General features: G+C 69.6%; 25 protein-coding genes. 3 read left to right on the forward strand and 22 right to left on the reverse strand.

Annotated elements, in window-relative coordinates; translation table 11 throughout:
* Positions 1–95: 95 nt before the first annotated feature.
* Entirely contained in the window at positions 96–596 is a 501-nt protein-coding gene (locus ASC56_RS24480; RefSeq protein WP_055493859.1) for an NUDIX domain-containing protein, read from the forward strand.
* Positions 597–616: 20 nt separating this feature from the next.
* On the opposite strand, the gene ASC56_RS24485 is transcribed toward ASC56_RS24480, so the two are convergent.
* The 21 genes from ASC56_RS24485 to ASC56_RS24585 all read right to left on the reverse strand — a co-directional run bounded on the left by ASC56_RS24485 (position 617) and on the right by ASC56_RS24585 (position 17,665).
* A complete protein-coding gene (locus ASC56_RS24485; RefSeq protein ID WP_055493688.1) occupies positions 617–1,162 on the reverse strand; it encodes an NUDIX domain-containing protein in 546 nt (181 codons plus the stop codon).
* Entirely contained in the window at positions 1,159–2,004 is an 846-nt protein-coding gene (locus ASC56_RS24490) for a class I SAM-dependent methyltransferase (RefSeq protein ID WP_055493689.1), read from the reverse strand. The genes ASC56_RS24485 and ASC56_RS24490 overlap by 4 nt, the downstream gene beginning before the upstream one ends.
* A 60-nt stretch (positions 2,005–2,064) precedes the next feature.
* Positions 2,065–2,994, reverse strand: coding sequence for a DUF2797 domain-containing protein (locus tag ASC56_RS24495; RefSeq protein ID WP_055493690.1), 930 nt, complete (start codon positions 2,992–2,994; stop codon positions 2,065–2,067).
* A gap of 36 nt (positions 2,995–3,030) precedes the next feature.
* Complete coding sequence (locus tag ASC56_RS24500) at positions 3,031–3,723, reverse strand: AAA family ATPase (protein ID WP_055493691.1); 693 nt, start codon at positions 3,721–3,723, stop codon at positions 3,031–3,033.
* Positions 3,720–4,799, reverse strand: coding sequence for a hypothetical protein (locus ASC56_RS24505; protein WP_055493692.1), 1,080 nt, complete (start codon positions 4,797–4,799; stop codon positions 3,720–3,722). The genes ASC56_RS24500 and ASC56_RS24505 overlap by 4 nt, the downstream gene beginning before the upstream one ends.
* Positions 4,796–5,623 carry a hypothetical protein gene (locus tag ASC56_RS24510; RefSeq protein ID WP_055493860.1) on the reverse strand — a complete coding sequence of 276 codons (828 nt, stop codon included), beginning with the start codon at positions 5,621–5,623 and terminating at the stop codon, positions 4,796–4,798. Before ASC56_RS24510 ends, ASC56_RS24505 begins: the two co-directional genes overlap by 4 nt.
* Positions 5,620–6,249, reverse strand: coding sequence for a GTP cyclohydrolase I (folE, locus tag ASC56_RS24515; RefSeq protein WP_055493693.1), 630 nt, complete (start codon positions 6,247–6,249; stop codon positions 5,620–5,622). Before folE ends, ASC56_RS24510 begins: the two co-directional genes overlap by 4 nt.
* Before the next feature lie 56 nt (positions 6,250–6,305).
* Positions 6,306–7,049, reverse strand: a complete 744-nt coding sequence (locus tag ASC56_RS24520) for a 7-carboxy-7-deazaguanine synthase QueE (protein WP_055493694.1) — start codon at positions 7,047–7,049, stop codon at positions 6,306–6,308.
* On the reverse strand, positions 7,046–7,456 hold the full coding sequence (locus tag ASC56_RS24525) for a 6-carboxytetrahydropterin synthase (RefSeq protein WP_055493695.1): 411 nt from the start codon (positions 7,454–7,456) through the stop codon (positions 7,046–7,048). Before ASC56_RS24525 ends, ASC56_RS24520 begins: the two co-directional genes overlap by 4 nt.
* A 59-nt stretch (positions 7,457–7,515) precedes the next feature.
* Entirely contained in the window at positions 7,516–7,983 is a 468-nt protein-coding gene (locus ASC56_RS24530; protein WP_055493696.1) for a DUF6082 family protein, read from the reverse strand.
* Positions 7,984–8,056: 73 nt separating this feature from the next.
* Entirely contained in the window at positions 8,057–8,632 is a 576-nt protein-coding gene (locus ASC56_RS24535) for a DUF6624 domain-containing protein (protein WP_055493697.1), read from the reverse strand.
* Positions 8,629–9,201: a hypothetical protein gene (locus tag ASC56_RS24540; protein ID WP_055493698.1), complete on the reverse strand. Its 573-nt coding sequence runs from the start codon at positions 9,199–9,201 to the stop codon at positions 8,629–8,631. The genes ASC56_RS24535 and ASC56_RS24540 overlap by 4 nt, the downstream gene beginning before the upstream one ends.
* Before the next feature lie 74 nt (positions 9,202–9,275).
* Positions 9,276–9,767 (reverse strand): LuxR C-terminal-related transcriptional regulator, encoded by a 492-nt coding sequence (locus tag ASC56_RS24545; RefSeq protein ID WP_234377043.1) that lies wholly within the window; start codon positions 9,765–9,767, stop codon positions 9,276–9,278.
* 128 nt (positions 9,768–9,895) lie between these two features.
* Positions 9,896–11,149, reverse strand: a complete 1,254-nt coding sequence (locus ASC56_RS24550; protein WP_055493699.1) for an acyl-CoA dehydrogenase family protein — start codon at positions 11,147–11,149, stop codon at positions 9,896–9,898.
* An 87-nt stretch (positions 11,150–11,236) separates the two neighbouring features.
* Positions 11,237–11,878: a GAF domain-containing protein gene (locus ASC56_RS24555; RefSeq protein WP_055493700.1), complete on the reverse strand. Its 642-nt coding sequence runs from the start codon at positions 11,876–11,878 to the stop codon at positions 11,237–11,239.
* Positions 11,878–12,510, reverse strand: a complete 633-nt coding sequence (locus ASC56_RS24560; protein WP_079102684.1) for an ATP/GTP-binding protein — start codon at positions 12,508–12,510, stop codon at positions 11,878–11,880. Before ASC56_RS24560 ends, ASC56_RS24555 begins: the two co-directional genes overlap by 1 nt.
* A 7-nt stretch (positions 12,511–12,517) precedes the next feature.
* Positions 12,518–12,922 carry a DUF742 domain-containing protein gene (locus tag ASC56_RS24565; protein ID WP_006143017.1) on the reverse strand — a complete coding sequence of 135 codons (405 nt, stop codon included), beginning with the start codon at positions 12,920–12,922 and terminating at the stop codon, positions 12,518–12,520.
* Positions 12,919–13,434 carry a roadblock/LC7 domain-containing protein gene (locus ASC56_RS24570; protein WP_055493701.1) on the reverse strand — a complete coding sequence of 172 codons (516 nt, stop codon included), beginning with the start codon at positions 13,432–13,434 and terminating at the stop codon, positions 12,919–12,921. The genes ASC56_RS24565 and ASC56_RS24570 overlap by 4 nt, the downstream gene beginning before the upstream one ends.
* Before the next feature lie 70 nt (positions 13,435–13,504).
* On the reverse strand, positions 13,505–15,019 hold the full coding sequence (locus ASC56_RS24575) for a sensor histidine kinase KdpD (RefSeq protein WP_107309337.1): 1,515 nt from the start codon (positions 15,017–15,019) through the stop codon (positions 13,505–13,507).
* Positions 15,020–15,045: 26 nt separating this feature from the next.
* On the reverse strand, positions 15,046–16,941 hold the full coding sequence (locus tag ASC56_RS24580; RefSeq protein WP_055493702.1) for a glycoside hydrolase family 15 protein: 1,896 nt from the start codon (positions 16,939–16,941) through the stop codon (positions 15,046–15,048).
* A 232-nt stretch (positions 16,942–17,173) separates the two neighbouring features.
* Complete coding sequence (locus ASC56_RS24585) at positions 17,174–17,665, reverse strand: DUF6415 family natural product biosynthesis protein (protein WP_234377044.1); 492 nt, start codon at positions 17,663–17,665, stop codon at positions 17,174–17,176.
* A 189-nt stretch (positions 17,666–17,854) separates the two neighbouring features.
* On the opposite strand from ASC56_RS24585, the gene ASC56_RS24590 reads away from it, so the two are divergent.
* Together ASC56_RS24590 and ASC56_RS24595 are read left to right on the forward strand one after the other, a co-directional pair.
* Positions 17,855–19,243 (forward strand): Tat pathway signal protein, encoded by a 1,389-nt coding sequence (locus ASC56_RS24590; RefSeq protein WP_199836061.1) that lies wholly within the window; start codon positions 17,855–17,857, stop codon positions 19,241–19,243.
* A 72-nt stretch (positions 19,244–19,315) separates the two neighbouring features.
* A complete protein-coding gene (locus ASC56_RS24595; protein WP_055493703.1) occupies positions 19,316–19,816 on the forward strand; it encodes an SAM-dependent methyltransferase in 501 nt (166 codons plus the stop codon).
* 62 nt (positions 19,817–19,878) lie between these two features.
* On the opposite strand, the gene ASC56_RS42855 is transcribed toward ASC56_RS24595, so the two are convergent.
* The gene (locus ASC56_RS42855) at positions 19,879–20,388 is read right to left on the reverse strand and encodes an ATP-binding protein (protein ID WP_079102685.1); all 510 of its coding nucleotides are present in this window, start codon (positions 20,386–20,388) and stop codon (positions 19,879–19,881) included.
* Between the last annotated feature and the right edge of the window lie 67 nt (positions 20,389–20,455).

Genomic DNA, 20,455 nt, shown 5'->3' on the forward strand with positions numbered 1-20,455 from the left:
TCCCCGTATGGCTGCCTGCTCGTCGCTGCGACGTCCGCCCGGTTCGTCGGCCTAGGGTGGGGCGGGTGAGTCATGGTGAAGTTGGTCAGGTGATCTTGGACGAGGCTGTTGCGGATGCCCGCCTCGCCGCATGGGAGTTCGACGGTGCACGGGCCTGGCTGGAGGAAGCCCGCCGGCATCCCATGGAGCCGCTGGCGGCCGAGGTGTGGGTCACCGACCCTGCTTTCGAGCACGTCCTGCTGGTCAAGCACCGCGTGCGCGGATGGGTGCCGCCCGGTGGCAAGGTGGAGCCGGGCGAGGCGCCGCGTGCGGCGGCGGCACGAGAGCTGCTGGAGGAGACCGGCCTGCGCACCGAGTTGCTGCCCGAGCCCGCGGCCGTGGCGGTGCGTTCCTACCGGGCCGACTGGTCTCCGACGCTGGGCCTGTCCTACGCCGCGATCGTGGGACGCGACGTGCCGTTCGCCGGGGAGCAGAACCAGCCGGCGGCATGGTTCCGTCTGGATACAAGCTGGGACAGCGTCTTCCCCGAGGACCGCGAGCGGATCCGTGCGCACGCTCGCCGTCTGGCAGCCGGCCGGGCGGTCGGCTCCCACTGAGGTAGGCCCTTGGCCGCCGTTCACAGGAGGGCCTCGATCCGGTCGAGGTCGGCCGAGGGCAGGCTGACGAGCTCAAGGTCGTGCAGGAAGCGGCACCACACCGGCTCCAGGCCGGGTTCGCGCTCGAACTCCTCACGGTCCAGGTACCCGTTGGCGTGCGCGGTGGTCCGCAGCGCGTGCTGCTGCAGCTGGGCCGGGTGGATCCACCGAGGGGCGCGGACCTCCCGGGGCGAGGGGCACAGCGACCCGGAAACCTCGGCCTGGAAGATCCACCAGTGGTGGCCGACCGGACCGCTGGGCGCGCGGTGGCAGTGGTTGGGCCGCCACTGGTCCAGCAGCAGGTGCAGGTGGGTGACGGTGAGACCGACCTCTTCGGTGACTTCGTCGCGCGCGGCCTGCTCGGGGCCGCCATGCTCGTCGACGTGGCCGGCGACCGGGGCGATTCCGGCCGGAGGAATCGCCCGCTCGAACACCAGCAGGCCGCTCGGGGAGGAGATCAGTACCCCGACGCTTGCGTGGTCACAGAGGCGGGCCCCGCCACCGGGAGCCGGGGCGGCCGGAGTCATGCGGCGGCCTTTGGCCGTTGGGCGACGACGACGAGCCAGCTCGTCACGGCCGGGGCATCGGGGGTGGTCATGGCGTAGGCGGTGTCGAGGATCTGCATCCGCTGGGCGTGGGTGAAGTCGCCTTCGGGCCGCGCGAAGACGGGGATGGATAGCCACGCCTTCTTCTCGGCCATGGTGCTGTGCTGGGCGGTGAGCTCTGTGCCGACGACCGTCAGTCCGGCTGCGGTCAGCTGCTCGGTGACTGTTTTCAGCGGCAGCTTCGGTGGCCTGTCCGCGTCGCGCGGCGGTGGGGTGTATCCGTGGGTCTCAGCGGCGACTTGGCGGATGAGGGCGTTTAGGGAAGGCTCGGTGCGGGTTGACAGTTCGTCGGGGTGCCGGACGCCGGCGAAGCCGCCGCCGATGTTGAAGACGAAGTGCCCGCCTGGGCGCAGGATGTAGGCGACGGCTGCGAACACTGCGGCGGTGTCGGTCTTCCAGATCGCGGAGTTGCACACTACGGCGTCGGCGCTGCTGGCGTGCAGGTGGTCGGCGAGCCGTTCGGCCGGGGAGGTGATCCAGGTCAGGCGGGCGTCGGTCAGGGTGCGGCGACCGACACGCTGCATCGCGGCGGCGTTGTCGACGGAGACGACCCGAGCGCGGGCCGGGATCAGGTCGAGGATCGCGCGGGCGGTCGCGCCGGCGCCGCCGCACAGGTCGACCACCAGGCTGCCGTTGGCCAGATGGCCTCGGCGGGCAAGGTCGCGGCTGGTCGCGTCGTACATGGGGTGGGCGCGGGTGAAGGCGTCGTACGCCTCGGCGTTGCTGTCCTCGTCCCAGCCGAGGATGGCGTCCTGGGGTGCCATGTTGCTGTGGCCTCGCTTCTCAGAGCGGCCCGGCAGTGCAGGCCGGGCATTCGGACAGGGTCAAAAGAGCACGGACTGTACGGCGGCGGGCGGTGAGGAGAACTGTGCGCCGAGGACGATGCGCCGGCCCTTGAGGGTGCCGAGGTCGAGCAGGTAGGGCAGTTGTTCACCGTCACCGTCGAGGGTGGCGAGGACCTGGGAGCCGAGGCAGGAGAGCACCGTCAGCCCGTGCTCACCGGAGCGTGGGTCGTGCGGGTACAAGGCGCGCCCGGTCTTCGGCGTCCGCAGCAGTTCGCCTTCGCCGGGCGGCGTCCACGGCTCCGGTGTGGCCGGGACGTTCAGGCCGCTCAGGGCCGTGGTGGCGCGGTTGAGGTGCTGATGGTGGGCGGCACCGGCCGGGGCGAGGTCGCGCAGCTCGGCCAGGGCCGTCAGCTTGGCCGCGGCCCGCACGGTCTGCGTCAGGCCGAGGTGGCGGGTGAGGGCATCCTCCAGGAACCGCACGGCGCGGCCGTCAGCACTCCGGGCGAGGTAGGTAGCGATCAGGGCACCCTGTTCGTCGAGGCGGGAGCGCTTACGGGGTTCGGCCGCGGTGCCGATCTTGGTGGTGCCGTCGGCGAACGTCGCCAGGTACAGCCAGTGCGGCTGGGCCATGTACGCCGCCAGGGCGTCGGGAACATGCCCGCCGGAGTGGAACCGGTGGGCGAAGCGGAAGTCGTCCCGCCCAGCGCAGGCCGGGCACTGTCCGCCGGCCTCGGCCGGGGCCCGGTCAGGGCAGGCGACCGCCTCGACGCGGACGCGGTCGGCGAACCGGTACCGGCCGGTGCACCACCGGCCGGTACCGCTCACCTGGTAACTCAGGCGCCTGCCCATGACCGGGGCGTAGACGAGTGGTCCGCCGGTCACGGGGGCGAGCAGAAGACGGGGGTCTGCGCTCGCCCAGGTGATGCCGTGACAGACGTATGTCCCGCTGGCGGGCAGGGCCTGGTCCATGGTGCGTTCCTTGTCGATCGGGGAGGGAGGGCCGGTTTAGACGGTCAGGCGCAGACGGTCGGCCAGGGCAGCGGCGGCGGCCTTGAAGACCTGGTCGCGGTCCAACTGGGCGACGTCCAGCGTCAGCCAGGCGCCGCGCTCCGCCTGTTCGCGCATCTGGTCCAGGACGGTGTCCTGGTAGCGGATGAAGTCCTCGTCACCGCCGCCGGCGTGGCCGGCCTCCAGGGAAGTGAAAGAGCCCTTGCGGACGAGAGCCTCGCGGGCCCCGATGTCCAGGAAGAACACCAGGTCCGGCTTTGTCAGATGCGCGAAGACCTGCTCGCACAGGCGGGGAGAGACCTCGGGGTTGACCGCATAGCGGGCGAGGATCTTGTGGTGCGCGTTGTCGAGGATCACGTGGGTGCCCGCGGCGAGGGCCGGCTGGATGGCGAGCCGGTCCTGCAGGGTGTACCAGGAGGCCAGGGCAAGTAGCCAGTAGTGGTCGCCGCATGCCTGGGCGACGCCGGCGTCGCGCCGGTAGACCAGCTCGTTGAGGCGGTCGAGGTAGCCGGACAGCTCCGGGTCCTGGGGGACGTCGGTGCTGTGCTTGCCGATGAGGACTGCCGTGTGGCCGGCGTCGTTGAGGGCCTGGTGCAGGCGGGCGGCGAGGGTGGACTTGCCGGCCCCGTCACCACCGACGAAGGTGATCAGCTTCCCGGCTGCGGTGGTGGCCGGCGTGTTCGCCGTCATCGGGATTCTCCCAGGGGGTGGGTCGGGCTGGCGGTCAGGCGGCCGGTGATGATGGTGCGGATGCGGTCCGCCAGGACGGCGCGCTGGCGCAGGACGTCGCTGTGACGCTCATTGGACAGGTCGGCGGGATAGTGCGTGGCGAGGTTGTTGGAAATGACGTGGAGGTAACCGAATCTGATCCCCGCCTGGCGCGCCGCCGCCCCCATGGGGCCGATCTCCGGGTCGACGAAGGCGTACGAGGCGGTGTGCTGGGCCAGCCAGTCGCGGTTCTCCAGCAGGATCGACGGGGAGGACACGTGCAGGCCGCTGCGCACCCCATCGTGGGCGGCGGCGTAGTCGCCGAAGAAGTCGTCCCAGCTCACCATCGCCCCGCGTACCAGGCTGGTGTTGCCGGTCGCCAGCCAGGCGTTCGGTTCGACGCCGGGGGTCAGCGAGCCGACCTTGCCGACGTAGACGACGTCGCCTGCGCCGAGTTCGGCAAGGCGCGTGACGACCCGTCCGGCCACGTCTCCCCAGATGCTGTGGAGGAACCCGAGGTAGACCACGCGACGGCCGGCGACGTCGAGGCGCTGCCAGGCGTAGCCGGGTCCGCGGGTCCACACTCCGTTCTCGGGAGCGAGGTACTGAAGGCCCCAGCCGACGATCACCAGGTCGCCGTCCAGTTCCAGGTCGAGCGCGTCGAGTGCCGTTCGGCACTCCTCCTGCTCGGGCGGCTGATAGGTGACGGTGCCGACGGGGCGGCCGGTCATGGCCAGATACGTGGCGATGATCAGGGCGTAGTGCTGGACGTAGTCGGCTCCGGGGAACGCCTTGACGATGAGGTCACGGCCGTGGATCTCTGCGGTGGGCCGTTCGATGTTGAACAGCTTCCCGGTCTTCTCGTACCGGGAGATCACCGCCGTGCGGTCGTAGCCGCCGATGACGCGGATGCTGTCCCAGTCCTGGTCCTGGATGAGGTGGTGGACCTTGATCTCCAGGTAGCGCAGCAGCCTCGCGTGGGTCATAGTGTGCCCGGCCGGCTCGATCGGGGCGGCGCGCAGGAGTCCGGGGGTCGGGTCGGCGAGTAAAGGCGTCATCGGTGCTCCTCGGCGATCGTCACGGTGCTGCCGGCCGCCGCGCGAACGACGGAGATGTTCTTCCGGATGAGGTCGAACCGGTCTTCGGGGATCGGGCCGAGCTTCTCGATGCGGGGCGTGGAGGGCTTCTCGTATGGCCCTTCGGGCAGCAGGGCGACGCCCATCGCGCCGAGGATGACCGGGGCTGCGCCGTCCACGGAGGAGATCCACTCGTGCTCGCGCTGTTCGATCAGCTCCAGGTGCCCGGTCCGGCCCAGACCGAGCAGCCGGTAGATGAGCAGATCGTCGACCAGGCCGCGATCCTGCAGGTAGGCGGTCGCCAACCAGCGGGTGCGGCACAGTTGCTCGTCGGGATCCGGTCGACGCGAGGCCGGCAGGGCGATGGCCCCGGCCCAGCCGCTGGTCACGAAGGCGTCGTAGGTGCGCAGCCACTCGTCGTCGTCAGCGGCGTGCAGGACCGCGCACAGCCGGAATGCGTCGCCGGACAGCTTCCGGATCTCTCGCGCGGCCTTCTCGCTCACCTTCAAGGTCGCGGTCCCGTCCCGCATGACGTCCGGCAGGATGATCTCCCTCGCGGACACCGCCAGCGCGGCTTCGACGAGGCTTTTCGCCGGCAGGGCGTAGCCGAGGTCGAAGAGCCCGTTGTCGATGATGATCTCGGCGCCGCGCTCGGCCTCGTGAGCGAAGAAGGCCCGGTAGCTCTCGTCGGACAGCACGTGCTGGGCGGCCACGTGGTGGACGCGGGCCGGCTCCTGGGCGACGAAGTTCTTCAGGTAGGCAGGCGGAGCGATGACGGAGAAGTCGATGCCCGCGGTGGTGATCACGACGCCCCCCACAGGCCGGTGGTGAGGGTGAGGAACTGCTGGGAAAGGACGGGGTCGGTGCCGAAGCGCCCGCCCGAGTGCACCGTGGTGGTGCGAGCCTCCTCCATCCGTACGCCCCGCATGCTCATGCACAGGTGCACGCCGCGCACGGCGACGGCGATGTTCTCGTGTCCGATCACGCCGTTGAGGTATTCGGCGACTTGGCGGGTGAAGCGTTCCTGGACCTGCAGTCGGCCGGCGAAGTGCTGGGCGATCCGCCCGAACTTCGACAGGCCCACCACCTCGCCATCCGGCACGTATCCGGCCGTGACCTGCAAGTTCATGGGCAGCATGTGGTGCTCGCAGAGCGACCACACGCTCATGCCGCCCACGATGACCAGCTGACCACCCAGCTGGGACTCGGTGAAGCAGGTGGCCGTTTCGGCGCCGTCCGGGGACAGGAAGGCTCTCCACCAGGCCGCGACGCGGTCCGGGGTGCCGGTCAGCCCCTCGCGGGCGGGGTTCTCGCCCAGCTCGACCAAGAGCTGGTGGATCAGGCCGGCGACCCGGCCGGTGTCGATGACCGCAGCGGGCCCGGCGACGGCAGCCGTCGGCGCCGCCGCAGGGCTGGTGATAGAGGTCGTCATGGGCGTCTCTCGTTTCCGGGGACTGGGGAACGGATGGGGCGTGGAGTCGCGTGCGGTCAGCGGCCTCGGGCGTCCGCGAAGGCCAACACGTGAAGGCGGGTGGTGAAGTGCCAGTGCCGGGTCGCGACCCCGTCCGCGAGGGCCCGGGTAGTCGCGGTGATCACCTCGGGGGTGGTGCCCTCCGGCATCACCCACACCGGCGCGAGTCGGTGGGCGTCGGCCAGCTCGGCGATCCGGTCGAGGTCGTCCACCGTGGAAGCGACGAATTTGAACGCCGCCCGCCCGGAGGCCACAAACGCCTCCAGCGCGGCTGGCACGATGCTCTTGGTCTCCTTCACGCCGAAGCTGGCAAGTTTGGGCGAGACGTTGAACCGGACCCCGTCGGCCACCAGCTCGGGAGTGGGCGCGATGGTGCCGTTCGTCTCGAACTCGATCCGCTTGCCGGCTGCTATCAGTCCCCGGACGAGAGGCACCAGTCGCGCCTGCTGGATCAACGGCTCGCCGCCGGTGATCACGACCAGCTCGACAGGTGAAGACGTGGCCCAGGCCACCAGTCCCGCGACGGATTGCCTCGTCGACTCCTCGTGTGGGTCGAAACGGGACCAGTCCCAGGTGTACTTCGTGTCGCATCTGGTGCAAGTGAGGTTGCACCGGGACAGGCGGATGAACAGGGCCGGGTGTCCGCAGCTTGGGCCCTCGCCCTGAAACGTCGGCACCTCGGTACCGAAGCACTCCGCGACGATCAGGGATTCGCCTTCGGCAGCTTCCGGTTCGAGGTTGAGCGGCTTGGTTGTGGTCATTGGCCCACCACATCGAAGCGGGCCCAGCTGCTTGCGGTCTCGCGGACTAGGACGGCGACAAGGCGGCCGGGGATCTCCGACTGGAGGTTCTGAACGAACCAGCCGGCCAGGAACTGGGCCAGGCGCTCCGAGGTGGGCTCGAAGGGCAGGATCTCGTGCAGGTTGTGGTGGTCGAGCTCGGTGTCCAGGAACGACTTGAACGGGGCGAGCGCACCGAAGTCCGTGACAAAGCCGGGATCCTCCAGCGCGGATGCAGTGAGGATGACCTCAACCTCGTAGCTGTGCCCGTGCTGGCGGGAGCACTTGTGCTCATGCGGCAGCTGGGGAAGCCGATGGCCCGCCTCGAAGGCGAACTTCTTACCGATGGTGAAATTGCCGGGCGGTAGTGGAACAGCAGTGAAGCCCATTCGATTTCTCCGAGAGGTGAGGGTGTGGCTGATTCGGGCGGGGTGGGGCAGCCGCCTCTTCAGGCGGCTACGGGCTGTGCCCCCAGGTGGTTCTTCGCGGCCTTGTCGAGCACCTTGGTGAAGTGCTTGGCGCGCTCGTCGCCCTCGGCCTCCTGAGCGCGGAGGCCCCCGAAACGGGCCCAGTACCGCCGGCAGACGTCCCTCTCCATCAGCTTCGAGGCGTAGAACGGCAGACGCCCGTCCCGGACGAAGCCGAGGCGGTCGCGCAGGCTGAGCATGCAGATGAGCTGGTTGGCCTTCAGCAGCTGCATGTACTCCTCGACATCCAGGTCCTCGGGCGTCCAGAGCTTGGCGAGGTCAGGGTTGGCGGACATCTGCGTCAGCCAGTCGAGTTGGTTGCGCGTTACGGTCGCCTCATTTCGTTCGGCCTGGTGCCGCGCGTCCTGCCTCAGCCGGGCGGCTCCGACCACCACGGTGGCGAGGGAAACCGCGGCGCCGGCAGCGAGGACGGCGGTGGTGAGCTTCATGCTTTAACGGTCCTTTCACGCAAAGTGATCTGGGGCGAGGGCGGGTCTGTGGAAGCCTGCGGGGCTCGCTGCGTCATGCGACCCCCGCTAGCACGACGGCCGGTGAGCCGCCGTCAATGCGATCCAGGGCGTACCGGCGGCGCACAGTGTCCAAAGCGACGGCGATCGGCGGCAGTCCGACGGCGGCCCTTCGCTGGTCCAGCAACTGCGGCGCACGCAGTGGGCACAGCTCCACCCCTGCTGCGCTGAGGACGAGTTGCGTCCCGAACTCTTGGGGTCGCCCGCTGTTGACCAGGGCGCGGTCGTGAAGGTGGGCCCAGTGCTGGATGCGCGCATCGCCGTCCTGGACCGCACGTTTCAAAAGGGTGGTGGCCGCCCGCTGGAAGTCGGGTTCGTCGTCGGCGTGAAGAGCGATGCTCCAGGCGGCACATGCTGCGTCGGGGCCCACGAGACGGTGGCCGGGCCAGTCATGTTCGGCCAGGATGCGGCGCAGCACTTTGGTGTCGGCGTGCTCAGCGTGACGGTCCTGGCCGAGGTGGACGGCGTCGAGCTGGTTGCGTACGCGTCTTGCCCGGCGTGCTGCCGACTGTGCGGCGCGGGCGATGAGTTCGCGGGCGAGGTCCGGCCGCAGCGGTTCCGCGGTCCTCACGCGATACTCCGCTGGTCGGCGGCGGACTGCGGCTCGTGGACCTGGCAGCCGATGAGCGCGCTCAGCCCAGGCCGAAGCTCGGCGGTGAGTTCGAGGCGCGCGACTCGCTCATGGTGCTGTCCGGTGCCCGATCCACGGACGTCCCAGCCCATGTCGGTGAGCCGACGAAGGAATGTGGCGATCGGATCGACGTCGAGAGGATGGCGGGCCATGGCCTCGGCCCGCACAAGCGGTACTTCGAGCCGGGCGGCGAAGTCGGAGGCCCACAGAGTGATCAGCCGGACGGTGTCATCGGAGTGACCGGGCAGGGTGTGGACGCAGTCCAGGAAGAGGCACGGGCCTTCGCCCCATCCGAGGTCGGGCCCGCGTTGCGGGATCATGCAGGCCAGCAGCAGCCCGTCCTCGAACAGTCCAGCCGGCTTCACCTGCGGGGCGCGGAACAGGGCCGGGATATCGGACCGGGCGGGTGTCGGCACGCCGCGCATGGCGAGCCAGCGCTGACGGCCCTGGACGAGGGCCGCGGCCTCGTCCCGTTCGGCGTCGGTGCGCAACGACCGCATCTCGTACACGGCCGGTAACCCTGTCGCGCACTGGCTTCGAGGCGCGGGGGAGGACTCGATGGCCGCAGAAGCGGGTGAGGCATTCACTGGCTCGCTCCGCTCTCCATCGTGGTGGCCCGCCTGGCGCCCAGCAGGCCCCACGCATGGGCCCAGACGACAAGTTGGGTGATGTTGGCCGCCCCGGTCTTGTCGAGCAGTTCGTCATGTGCGGCTCGCACGTCGGCGGGCGCGATCTTGGCTATGGCAGCAATGTCGCTGGGATTGCTGTGCTCAGCGACCGCCCGCAGCAACAGTTGCTGCTCTGGACTGAGTTCCGGCATTGGCCTGTCCGTTGTGGGCGGAGCGACCTGCCGGGCGTTGCACAGGAAGTGCACGATCACCGGGGGCTTGCAGCGGGGCGGGCAGTGGAGGCTCTCCCGGATGTCGCGTACGTACTGGCGGACGGTCACGGCCGACAGCCCGGTCCTCGTGACGATCTCTTGAGAGCTGAGGCCGTCCACGAGGTGCTGGGCGACGCGCTGCTGGGTCGGGGTCAGGGGGGTGATCGGTGCGCTGGTCGTCATGCGCGGGGTCACGGGTGTCTCTTTCGCGGCTGGGTTGAGGGATATCGGGTGGGGTGTCGCCGGACCCCGCGGGGGACGGGGGCCGGCGACACGGGCCCGTGCGCGGCGGTCTGGATTCACGGGGCGCCGCACACGGGGGCTCATGCGGCTGTCGGGTCGGGGCGGGCCCACGCCGCTTCGGCGGCGAGACGTTCTGACCACTGGATGTGGGCCTCGTCGAAGGCGGCGTCGGCGAGGCGTATGCGCTGGACTTCGCCGGTTCCGGCCGGTGGGTAGGTGAACTGGATGTCGCGCCACAGGCGCTGGAGGATGTAGTCGCCGTTGAGGGCCTGGGCGCCGTGCAGCTCCATGGCATCCTGGGTTGACTGCATCGCCCACTGGTGGCCGAGGTACTTGGCGTTGATCAGGTCGGTGTCGCAGGGCAGGCCCTGGTCGAGGAGGTGCACGGACTGATAGGCAAGGATTCGCCCGGCGCGCAGGCGGGCCTCCATGTCACCGATGCGGTCCCGCAGAACCGGCAGATCGGAGAGGGCGCCCCGGTAGCGGGAGCGCGTCTTGAGGTAAGCGGTTGAGGTGGCCACGACTGCCTCGTGTATTCCCAGGCTGACTGCGGTCAGGTTGGGACGGCCGTACAGGATGCTGCTGCTCTGCGCTACGCCCAGCCCCTGGCCGATCTCTCCGACCACGTTTTCCTCAGGGACGCGGACGTGATCGAGGTCGAGGCGGCCGGCGGAGAAGCCGTGCAGGCCGAGGCCGGGACGGTGGTCGGCGACTGAGAGCCCTCGGCGCTTGGATTCGACCATGAACGCGGTCAGCGCCTGGGAGGTGCTCACGCCTGCCTTGGCGGTCCGGGCGACCACGAGGTGGGCTCCCGCGAGGTGGCTATTCCCGATGTGGATCTTGCTGCCGGTGATCACCCATTGGTTGCCGACGTGCTCGGCGATGGTCTCGATGCCGCCGATGTGTCCGCCGGCTCGCGGTTCGGTCACGGCGATCGACAAGAGCAGTGAACCGTCCGCTACGCGGGGCAGCCAGCGGCCCTTCTGCTCGTAGGTGGCGAAGTGCAGCAGGGCGCCGACGGGGATCAGCGTGGCCTGGAGGATGGCCGCCGCAGCTGCCGAGACGCGGGCAATGCGGTGGACGAGGATTGTCTTGGCCACGTGTCCGGCGTCCAGCCCGCCGAAGGAGGACGGGACGGTGACGGCGAACCACCGTCGTGCGGCCATCAGGTCGGCGACCTTGCGCTCCACCCTGCCGGGGGCGGCCTCCATGCGTGCGGCGCGCGGCGCGATGTGCTCGGCCGCGAAGGCGTCCGCCTCGTCCCACAGCAGTTCGTGGCGGGCGTTGAAATAGGGGCGCAGCGCCGGCGGCGGCGTGGTGGGTGTGGCGGGCATGGTCCTCTCCCTCTCCCTGGATGAAGGTCGCACGGTGGAGCGGCCGGGGATCGCCTGCGGCTCCCGGGTGGGGGGTCGTGCAACGGACTAGCGGACGGGCGCGCGGGCGATGTGGTCCATCACCCGGACGCCGGCGTTGATGACGATGTCTCTCAGCCGTCGGGCCTCGCTCAGGGGCCGCTTCTCGGGGTCGATGACGCACACCGTGCCCAGCACGGTGCCGCTGTCGTGGATGAGCGGGGCACCGAAGTAGGAGCGGATCCCGACCGCGTCGACCACGGGGTTGCCGCTGAAGCGCGGGCTGGCGTGCACGTCGTGCAGCGGAAGGGCCTTCTTGCGGGCCATGACCTCCGGGCACCAGCCGTGGTCGCGGCTCATGGTGCGGCCGACGATGACGTACCCGCTGTCCGCGGGCGGCTGGTGCAGCCCGACGAAGGTCTGCTCCTCCAGGAAGAGGTTGACGAAGCCGTACAGGAACCCGGCTTGTGTGGCCATGTCGCGGGCCAGTTCGTCGAAGTCCTCGCTGGCAGCGGTGGGCACGCCTAGGCGATCCAGCAGCTCGTACCGCTGCGCGAGCTCGGTCGCCTGCTGGGCCTGCGGGACGGGGACGGCGGCGCTGGCGGGGAGGGATGGCCCATGGGTGACGTCCCGCATGGTACGTCGCGGCAGCGACTGCGTGAGGGGGGCGGTCTGCCGCGCGCGGTAGGGGTCGTTGGGCTGATACGACATCAGGCGTCCTGAAAGGTGGTAGTGGATGCGGGGCGAGCGGGGCTTGCCGATGCGCTCTTCAAGGCGTGGCCAACGAGGGTCAGCAGGACGCCAGCGACGTGGTTCGGATCGCGGGCGTCGCAGGTGACCACCGGCACAGAGGCGGGCAGTTCGAGGGCGGTGCGGACCTCATCGGGGTGGTAACGATGTGCTCCGTCGAACTGGTTCACCGCGACGACGAAGGGCAGGCCGATGTCCTCGCAGAAGCCGACGGGGGTGAAGCTGCTTTCCAGGCGGCGGGTGTCGACCAGGACGACCGCGCCGACGGCTCCGCGACAGAGGTCGTACCAGAGGTCGACGAACCGGTCCTGGCCGGGCGTGCCGAACAGGAACAATTCCAGGGGCACGGGCGCGTCGGGCAGGTTGAGGCGACCGAAGTCGAAGGCGACCGTGGTGGTCTGCTTGGCCTCGACGCCCGCCAGGCTGTCCACGTCCGCGCTCGCCTCGGTCAGGTACTCCTCCGTGCTCAGCGGCGTGATCTCACTGACGGCACCCACGGCGGTGGTCTTGCCCGCGCCGAAACCGCCAGCGATCACGACCTTCAGCACGGTCGGTGCACCGGTACGCGGGCGCGACGACGGCCGCAGCACCACGGCCGGGTCACCCGGCCTGGGGGTAGGCGATGGCATCGGGCCACTTCCTCTTCAGGCCCGCAGATAGGGCCGCCAGCAGTTGTGCAGAGGGACGTGCATGCGCGTCGGACGCGGCATAGGCGGTGACGGGGACGACCAGGGCGTCGGCGTCCAGGAGGTCGGAGATAAGGATCTTGACGGCGGTTACGGGACGGCCGAGTCGGCCCGCCAGCTCGGTCACCGAACGCCGGTGCTCCCGGCACAGGGCGAGGATCTCTGCGCATTCTTCGGCCTGGCCCGGGCCGGGCCGCCCGGGTCCGGCATCCAGCACCGTGTCCAGGCCGAGCAGATGCCGTGGCCGGGTGCGACCGCGCGTCAGGGTGTAGGTCCGCACGAACGTCGAATCCTCGGCCGCGCTCCCGTGTGCGGTCACCGGACCTCATCACCCGTGCCGACGCGGACGGGGATCTGCATGTAGGGGGCGAACTTCTGCACCAGGCGCCCCATCTCGAACCCGACGGTGCCGGCATCGGCGTCCATGGTCGCGATCACCGCGAGGACCGTGTCCACCACGCCTCGTTCGTTGCCGGGATGGCCCTCGAAGGCCGCGCTGCGACCGGAACTCTGGACGAAGATCAGACAGTCGTCTCGCTCGATGACGACCTGCCTCGCCGGCCTCTTCTTGTGGGTGGGACCGGTGATGTTCGCCGCGAGTGAGGCCACTCCGCTGATGGCGGCCGACAGTTCGTCCGCCCAGTCCTTGTCGACCTCGCTGTCCAGCAGCCGCAGTCCGTCCCGCGAGAGCAGGACGGCGTGCGTGACGCCCGTCGTGTCGGAGGCGAACTGCCGCAGCAGCCACGCCATGTTGTCCCGCTGTCCGCTTGCCGTTGTCTCGGTTGCGGGTGCGTCGCCGGTCACGTTGTTCATCGCGGGGTGGGTACTCATAGGGATCGCTCCAGAAAGGGGGGAAGGGCCAGCGGATGTAACGGCCACCGGGAACGTGGAGGGACGGGGGTCAGGGCCTGGGGTGCTCTGTCGAAGCGGTGGGAGAACCGGCTTGCCCGCCGGCCTGGATGCCGGTGCGGAAGGCGGCTGCTAGCCCTGGCGTCGCCGCGGTCACGGGGGCTTGCTCCCGCTCGTGTGGCGGATGGAACGTGCCGGCCTGGCGTCTACGCGTGGGAAGGGCGGGCGCATCAGCAGAGTGACCTGCCTGTGCGGCTTCCGGCGCCCCTGCGGTACGGGGGCGTCGGACCTGCCCCGGCCTCGGGGCGGCTGGAGTCGCGGCAACCTGCTGCGGTTGCGGCGCCAAGGGGCGGGCGTCCTGGGGCAGCGCGCTCGCATCGTCGATGGAGGGAATCGCTACTAGGAGCCGTGCCGGGATGACCACCAGGGCGGTGGTGCCTCCCGTCACGTTCTCCTGCAGGAGAACGGACAGCCCGTGCGACTGGGCGATCTTCGCGGCGACCAGCAAGCCGAGCTGCCCCGCTCGCACCTGGCCGCTGACGTCGACCTCGTCGGGGGCCTGGAGCAGGTGGTTCATCTGCGCCCGCGTCTGCGGATGCATGGGGATGGCCCGGTCCTCGACCTCGACCGCCAGCCCGTTCGCCACCCGCTGCGCACGCACCATCACCTTCGTCGCCGGATCGGAACACTCACAGGCGTTCTCGATCAGCTCAGCCAGCAGGTGCGTCAGGTCCGGACCCACATGGCCGGGAAGGCCCAGCTCCGCGCCCACGGACCCGGCCGCAACCGCCACCCGCGGATACTGCACGACCTCGGAGACTGCGCCGCGCAGCACGCTCTTGACGGGAACGGGCCGACGCACGCTGCGCAGGGACTGCCCGCCCAGCACCGCAGTGCTCTCGACCTGGCGACGCATCCGCGTCACGAGGTGATCGATCTCGAAGATCTTGGCGAGCAACTCCGGGTCGTCGGTCAGCATCTCCAGCTGGCTCAGTGCCTCAAGCGCCTTGCCGACCAGCGCGTGCTCGCGCATGGCCAGGCGGCGCAGCACTTCCAGGAGGACGACGGACTGGGACTCGTCGTGCACCCGTATCAACGACGCGACGGCCCGCACTTGGAGAGCACTCAACGCCTTGTCAATCTCGGCGTCAGGGCTGGCACGTGGCGCCTGCAGGTCCGGCAGCGGCGGGCGTCCCCCGCGGCACAGCTCGTCCGCCGACCACTGCACCGACTTCTCGATGGCCGCGGCTGCCCCTGCGATTGCTGCCAGTGCCGTTGCCCGGGCCTCCTCCGCCGCTGCCTGTATGGCTCCTGCGGCCGTTCGCGCTCCGCGAGCCGCCATCGTGGCGACGCCCGCGAGTCCGCAGATCAGGCCGGCCAGGAGCCAGCCGGGGCCCACCGCGGACACCGACCAGAAGGTGAAGGCGGCACCCAGCAGGGCGGCAAGGAGCACTAGGGGCGGTGCGACGGCGCGGTGGACACGGTGCAGGGTGAACGCGTTGATCGGAGGCCGCCGTCGGCGGTGGCCGGTGGCGGCCGGCCGTGCCGAAAAGGCGCTGTCAGGCATGGGAATCCTCGTCAGGGTGGGGGTGGCTAGGCGTGCTGCAGCGTCAGGTCTGCGCAGGTCTTGTGTGTGCTGCGTGCGGTCGAGCAGGGTGACGGAAACGCGACCGCGCCGCGGTGGGAGGACTGCGTCGCCAGGAGTTGAAGCAGCCGGGCGCTCTGGATCAGGCCCATGTGGCTGAATGCCTGCGGGAAGTTGCCGAGCTGGCGCTGCTGGACGGGGTCGTACTCCTCGGCCAGGAGGCCGAGGTCGTTGCGCAGTGCGAGGAGGCGTTCGAACAGGGCGTGGGCCTCGTCGAGGCGGCCGGTCAGGGCCAGGGCGTCTACGAGCCAGAAGGAGCAGAGGACGAATGTGCCCTCGTCTCCGCTCAGGCCGTCCACCCCGGTGTGGTCGCCGATGGTCGGGTAACGGCGCACAAGCCCGTCAGACGTGGAGAGTTCACGGCGCACTGCGTCCACGGTGCCGATGACGCGCGGGTCGTTCGGCGGTAGGAAGCCAACGCGGGGGATCAGCAGCGTGGCGGCGTCGAGTTCCTTGGAACCGTAGGACTGGGTAAAGGTGTTGCGCACCGGATCGAAGCCCCTGGTGCAGACCTCGTGGTGGATGGTTGCCCGCAGCTCGGTCAGGCGGGCCAGGTCGATGTCGAGCGCGCCGGCTTCGGCCAGGCGGATGGTGCGGTCGATCGCCACCCAGGCCATCACCTTGGAGTGGACGAAGTGCTGGCGTGCCCCGCGGATCTCCCAGATCCCCTCGTCGGGCTCCCGCCAGCGCTGTGCCAGGTGCTCGACGAGCCGCTGGTGCAGGACCGCGGTGTCGGCACAGTGGGCCACACCGCTCTCGTGCGCGAGGTACAGGGTCTCGATCACCTCGCCGTACACGTCGAGCTGGAGCTGGTCCGCCGCCCCGTTCCCGACCCGCACCGGCGTCGAGCCCTCATACCCGGGCAGCCAGGGCAAGTCCCGTTCCCGAAGATCACGCTCTCCGGTGATCGCGTACATGATCTGCAGGTTCTCTGGGTCGCCGGCCACGGAACGCAGAAGCCAGCGCCGCCATGCCTGCGCCTCCTGCCGGTAGCCGGTCTCCAGTAACGCGGCCAGGGTCGTAGCGGCGTCGCGCAGCCAGGTGAAGCGGTAGTCCCAATTGCGTCGGCCGCCGATCTCCTCGGGCAGCGAGGTGGTCGGCGCGGCGACGATCCCGCCGCTTGGGTGGTAGGTCAGTGCCTTCAGCGCGATCAAGGAACGGACCACGGCCTCACGGTAGGGGCCGTCGTAGGTGCACTGCTGCGTCCAGTCCTGCCAGAAGGCGAGCGTCTCGGTGAGCGCCGCGTGCGGGTCGGGGATCTCCGGAGCCGGTGCGTGGGACGGGCACCAGCTGAGCACGAACGCCACGCTCTGCCCGGCGCGGATGGCAAAGGCACTGACGACGACCCCGTCCTTCTCCGCCTGCGGGACGCAGGTGTCGAGCCACAGTGCGTCCGCGCCGGCCTCCGCGACCATGCGCCCATCGGCCTCGTGGATCCACGGGCTGACGCTGCCGTATCCCGGCCGCGGACGCATGGCCGAAACCATTGCCACCTCACCGGCCAGACCCTCGACGATCCGGATCACCTGCGGTGCCCCGTCGCGAGGCGGCATGAAGTCCAGGACGCGGACCGACCCGGCCGGTGTGCGCCAGATCGATTCGAGGACGAGCGTGTCACCGCGGTACCGGCGCTCGGTGACCGCTCCGGGCCCGGAGGGGCCAGGCGCGGCCGGGGCGATCTGCCAGGTGCCGTGCTTGTGCGTGCCGAGCAGGCCGGCGAAGACGGCCGACGAGTCGAACCGGGGCAGGCACAGCCAGTCGATCGAACCATCGTCGCAGACGTGGGCACTGGTCTGCATGTCGCCGATCAGGCCGTACTGCTCGATGCGCGGGAGGCGTTTCATCGTGTGGGTCTCCGTAGTCCCCGTGGACCCGGGGGTGGCTTCGGGGCCGCCGGGGCGGCCGGGAAGTGTCGGTGAGAGAGGCACGGTGGTTACCGGTCCGGGGGAGGTCTGTTCTGCCCCGGCCGGGGATCCACGTCCCGTGGAGCAATGGGGCCGGTTACTCGCTCACCACGAAGAGCCAGCCACGCCATGGGACCGAGAATCAGCGCGATCAGAACTGCCCCGGCGGCGGTCATGTCCGGGGCACCGACGCGGCCAGAACCACGCACGCGAGGGCGAGAGCGAAGACCGCGCCGCGCAGCACGTTGATCGGCGGCTTCCACCAGCGCCGTCTCTGGACCGACTTCGCAGGGGCCACGTCGTGGGCCTGCACGGCAGCGATAAGGTCTTGGGTCGCCTCGGCCAGCCTGACCAGATGAACCCTGCTGGGCATGTAGCCATCGGGGAGGCCGCCCGAACAGAGCTGCTGCGCACGGAGCAGGGCCGGCTCTTGCGAAGGCGTCAGAGCTCCGAGCTGGCTGACGTGTCCTCGCAGCCGCAGTGCGAGGTCTTCCACATCGGCGGCAGTATCGGGTAACGGCGAGTCCTCGCCCAGCACGAGCGCCACCGTTTCCGTCGCCGAGGCCGCCGGGTCACGTCGCAGGATGGGCTCACCAAGGGCGTGGCTTCTCCTTCCCTGATCACTGAGTTGGCACGCCCGGCGAAGGGCCAGCGAGGGACGCATGACGCAACTCCTAGGTGAATCAAGCCAACTTGAGCGAGGAACGCTGTGCACCGCAGGCAACTGACGTGCAAGGTGAGTGATCCTGCGGCTACGTTGAGCGAACCGCGAATCCCTGTCAGGGGGTATGCCTACGCGGCCCTCAAGGCCGTCAAAGGCGTCAAAGATCATTTCGGAACCGAGGGGCAGTACATGGCCCGTGAGAGAAACGTCGCCCTTGCCGCGCTCCTGCGCGAAGCGGGCTGGTCCCAGCCCCAAGCAGCCGCCGCGGTCGCTCGCGTTGCCGCGGAGAGCGGTGTACGCGAACTGGAGGCTATTTCCCGCTCCCACATCGCCATGTGGGTCCAGGGCACGAAGCCCAGTGGACGAGCGCCTCATATCCTGCGTGAGACGCTGTCCCGCAGGCTCGGCCGACGCCTCACCCTCGCTGACCTCGGACTGGAAGATGGGCCGACAGGATCCACTGACAGTAGTTCTGACTGGAGCGTCGACCCTCTGACCGTGCTGGCCGAGCTGGGAAGCGACGATCTGGACATGCACCGACGCAAGCTGTTGGCTACCACCGCGTACTCGGCCGCCGGCCTCGTCCTGCCTGCCGCTCCATGGTGGGCAGCCGCCCCGGCCGCGGCGGCCTCGCGCCCTGCAGTCTCCTCCCGGCTGGTGACTCAGGCTGACATCGACGATGTCCGCAAACTGACCACCTTCTACTCCGCGAGGGACCAGCAGCGCGGTGGAGCCTCGGGGCGCTCGGCCCTGGCCGGCCATCTTCGCGACGAAGCGGTGCCGCTCCTGGGCAGCAGGTTCCGAACGGAACAGCACCGCCGGGATACGTACTCGGCCGTGGCAGAGATGACCTACCTCGCAGGCTGGATGGCCTTCGACGCCTCCGAGCATCGGACCGCCCAGCGCTACCTCACCCTCGCCGCACGCATTGCGGCCGAAGCCGCAGACGGACCGCTGGGCGGCCACATCCTGCGTGCCCTCGCCCATCAAGCAGTCGACCTCGGGCACCCACGCAGAGCGCTCGACCTGGCCGATGCCTCCATGTCCCGCACCCACTACGGCCAGGCCAGCTCGCGGGAGAAGGCCCTGCTCGCGGTAGTCCATGCCCGCGCCCTGGCCGCCGGCGGCGACCGCCGCGGCACTCTCGCGGCCATCAGTCGCGCGGAGAGGGACCTCGCACGTGCCGATAACGAAGGTGCCCCCGACCGCGTCAGCTTCTTCCAGGAAGCCTCCCTCGCCCACGAGACTGCGTGTGCCTTGCGGGACCTGGGAAATCCTCTCGACGCGGAGTTGCATTTCCAGCGCAGCGTCGCCACCCGCCGGCGGCAGCAGTATGCCCGTACCCACAGTGTGACCCTCGGCTACCTCGGTGCTGTCCAGGTCCAGCAGGGACGCCTCGATGAGGCATGTGGTACCTGGGGACAAGCACTGGACGCCATGGCTGGCGTCCAGTCCGGCCGCGCCCGCGACGTCATCGTCCGCATGCAGAGCGACCTCTCGCCTGTGCGGCAACGTGGTGGCCGCCACGTCGCCGAACTGGACCGCCGGGCGCGGGAAATGCTGCGCGCCATAGGCTGACCACAGGGCACGTCCGCAGCTATTGACGGCAGCTGCTGAACACGCGACCCCGTTAGAGAGGAACGAGCGCCGATGGCAACGTACGAGGTCGAATCGATCGCAACGGTGGTCGGGGGCCACACCCGCGTTCAGGACGATTACCAGGGCGGAGTCGAGTCGGTCATCCGACTCAACGAGGCGTACCCCCTTGAGACGCTGCAGGGAATCGAAGAGTTTTCCCACCTGACGGTGACCTGGCTCTTCCACCTGGCGCGACCGGAAGACGTCCAGCTCCACGCACGCAGCCCCCGCGGGAATCCGGACTGGCCGTCGACCGGTACCTTCGTCCACCGCAACCATCGGCGTCCCAATCAACTGGCGATCAGCTACCCGCGGCTGCTCGAGGTCGAGGGACGGGACCTGTTGGTCACCGATCTCGATGCTGTAGACGGAACGCCCGTGATCGACTTGGCACCGTACTTCGAACAGATGGGGCCTCGTGGCCCGATCCGTCAGCCCGCCTGGCCCGGCGAGATGCTCGAACCGAATTACTGGGCGAAGGCAAGCGAACGGCCCTCGGAGCGCCCTGTATGACAGAAGCGACTGAGCTGCCGGGCTTGCCATTTGCATCGTCGGGAACCAACTGGAGGTCTGGCTCAAGCTGCAGCCCTCGCGTCTCGGAACTCACACCACGTCTCCTCGCCGTTGCTCTCCCATGCGTCTGAGATCGCATCGACCAGCCGGATCCCGCGCCCCGATTCGCCGTCGGGTCCGGCTTCCTTGAGCACAGCGGGCGCCGGGTTGTGGTCGGTTACCGAGACACGCACCACGTCGACGGCCACCGTGATGTGGAGCACGACTTCGCCCTCACCGTGGACCACGGCGTTGGTGACCAGCTCCGAAACGGCCAGTACGACGAACCCCGCCACCGGCTCCGAAACACGGCACCGCCGCAGGAACGCCCTGGCTATGCGCCGCATCTCCCCGACCTTCGCAAGGTCGGGGAGAAGGGCCGCCTGACAGGCATGGGATGCCGCCGGTACCTCTGCCCTCGCCCATGCGCCGGCCTCGTCTTCCTGAACCGGCCTGACGCATGACGCGCCTGCTGTAGCCGCACAGCTGCGGATGCCCCCGCCGGGCGGGGCCGCCTCTTGGAGCCTGGTCATGTGGGCTATGGCACCGTGCGGCGACGCCGTCGACCAGGGGAATCCAGAGGGGGAAAATCATGTCAAG

The organism is Streptomyces sp. TP-A0356 (genome assembly GCF_001417775.1).
In the GTDB taxonomy this organism is placed as follows: domain Bacteria; phylum Actinomycetota; class Actinomycetes; order Streptomycetales; family Streptomycetaceae; genus Streptomyces.

Excerpts from the sequence above, each read along its gene's own strand:
- ASC56_RS24485 (WP_055493688.1), bottom strand. The coding sequence starts at position 1,162 with ATGACTCCGGCCGCCCCGGCTCCCGGTGGCGGGGCCCGCCTCTGTGAC.
- ASC56_RS24490 (WP_055493689.1), bottom strand. The coding sequence starts at position 2,004 with ATGGCACCCCAGGACGCCATCCTCGGCTGGGACGAGGACAGCAACGCC.
- ASC56_RS24495 (WP_055493690.1), bottom strand. The coding sequence starts at position 2,994 with ATGGACCAGGCCCTGCCCGCCAGCGGGACATACGTCTGTCACGGCATC.
- ASC56_RS24500 (WP_055493691.1), bottom strand. The coding sequence starts at position 3,723 with ATGACGGCGAACACGCCGGCCACCACCGCAGCCGGGAAGCTGATCACC.
- ASC56_RS24505 (WP_055493692.1), bottom strand. The coding sequence starts at position 4,799 with ATGACGCCTTTACTCGCCGACCCGACCCCCGGACTCCTGCGCGCCGCC.
- folE (WP_055493693.1), bottom strand. The coding sequence starts at position 6,249 with ATGACGACCTCTATCACCAGCCCTGCGGCGGCGCCGACGGCTGCCGTC.
- ASC56_RS24520 (WP_055493694.1), bottom strand. The coding sequence starts at position 7,049 with ATGACCACAACCAAGCCGCTCAACCTCGAACCGGAAGCTGCCGAAGGC.
- ASC56_RS24525 (WP_055493695.1), bottom strand. The coding sequence starts at position 7,456 with ATGGGCTTCACTGCTGTTCCACTACCGCCCGGCAATTTCACCATCGGT.
- ASC56_RS24530 (WP_055493696.1), bottom strand. The coding sequence starts at position 7,983 with ATGAAGCTCACCACCGCCGTCCTCGCTGCCGGCGCCGCGGTTTCCCTC.
- ASC56_RS24550 (WP_055493699.1), bottom strand. The coding sequence starts at position 11,149 with ATGCCCGCCACACCCACCACGCCGCCGCCGGCGCTGCGCCCCTATTTC.
- ASC56_RS24555 (WP_055493700.1), bottom strand. The coding sequence starts at position 11,878 with ATGTCGTATCAGCCCAACGACCCCTACCGCGCGCGGCAGACCGCCCCC.
- ASC56_RS24570 (WP_055493701.1), bottom strand. The coding sequence starts at position 13,434 with ATGAGTACCCACCCCGCGATGAACAACGTGACCGGCGACGCACCCGCA.
- ASC56_RS24575 (WP_107309337.1), bottom strand. The coding sequence starts at position 15,019 with ATGCCTGACAGCGCCTTTTCGGCACGGCCGGCCGCCACCGGCCACCGC.
- ASC56_RS24580 (WP_055493702.1), bottom strand. The coding sequence starts at position 16,941 with ATGAAACGCCTCCCGCGCATCGAGCAGTACGGCCTGATCGGCGACATG.
- ASC56_RS24585 (WP_234377044.1), bottom strand. The coding sequence starts at position 17,665 with ATGCGTCCCTCGCTGGCCCTTCGCCGGGCGTGCCAACTCAGTGATCAG.
- ASC56_RS24590 (WP_199836061.1), top strand. The coding sequence starts at position 17,855 with ATGGCCCGTGAGAGAAACGTCGCCCTTGCCGCGCTCCTGCGCGAAGCG.
- ASC56_RS24595 (WP_055493703.1), top strand. The coding sequence starts at position 19,316 with ATGGCAACGTACGAGGTCGAATCGATCGCAACGGTGGTCGGGGGCCAC.
- ASC56_RS42855 (WP_079102685.1), bottom strand. The coding sequence starts at position 20,388 with ATGACCAGGCTCCAAGAGGCGGCCCCGCCCGGCGGGGGCATCCGCAGC.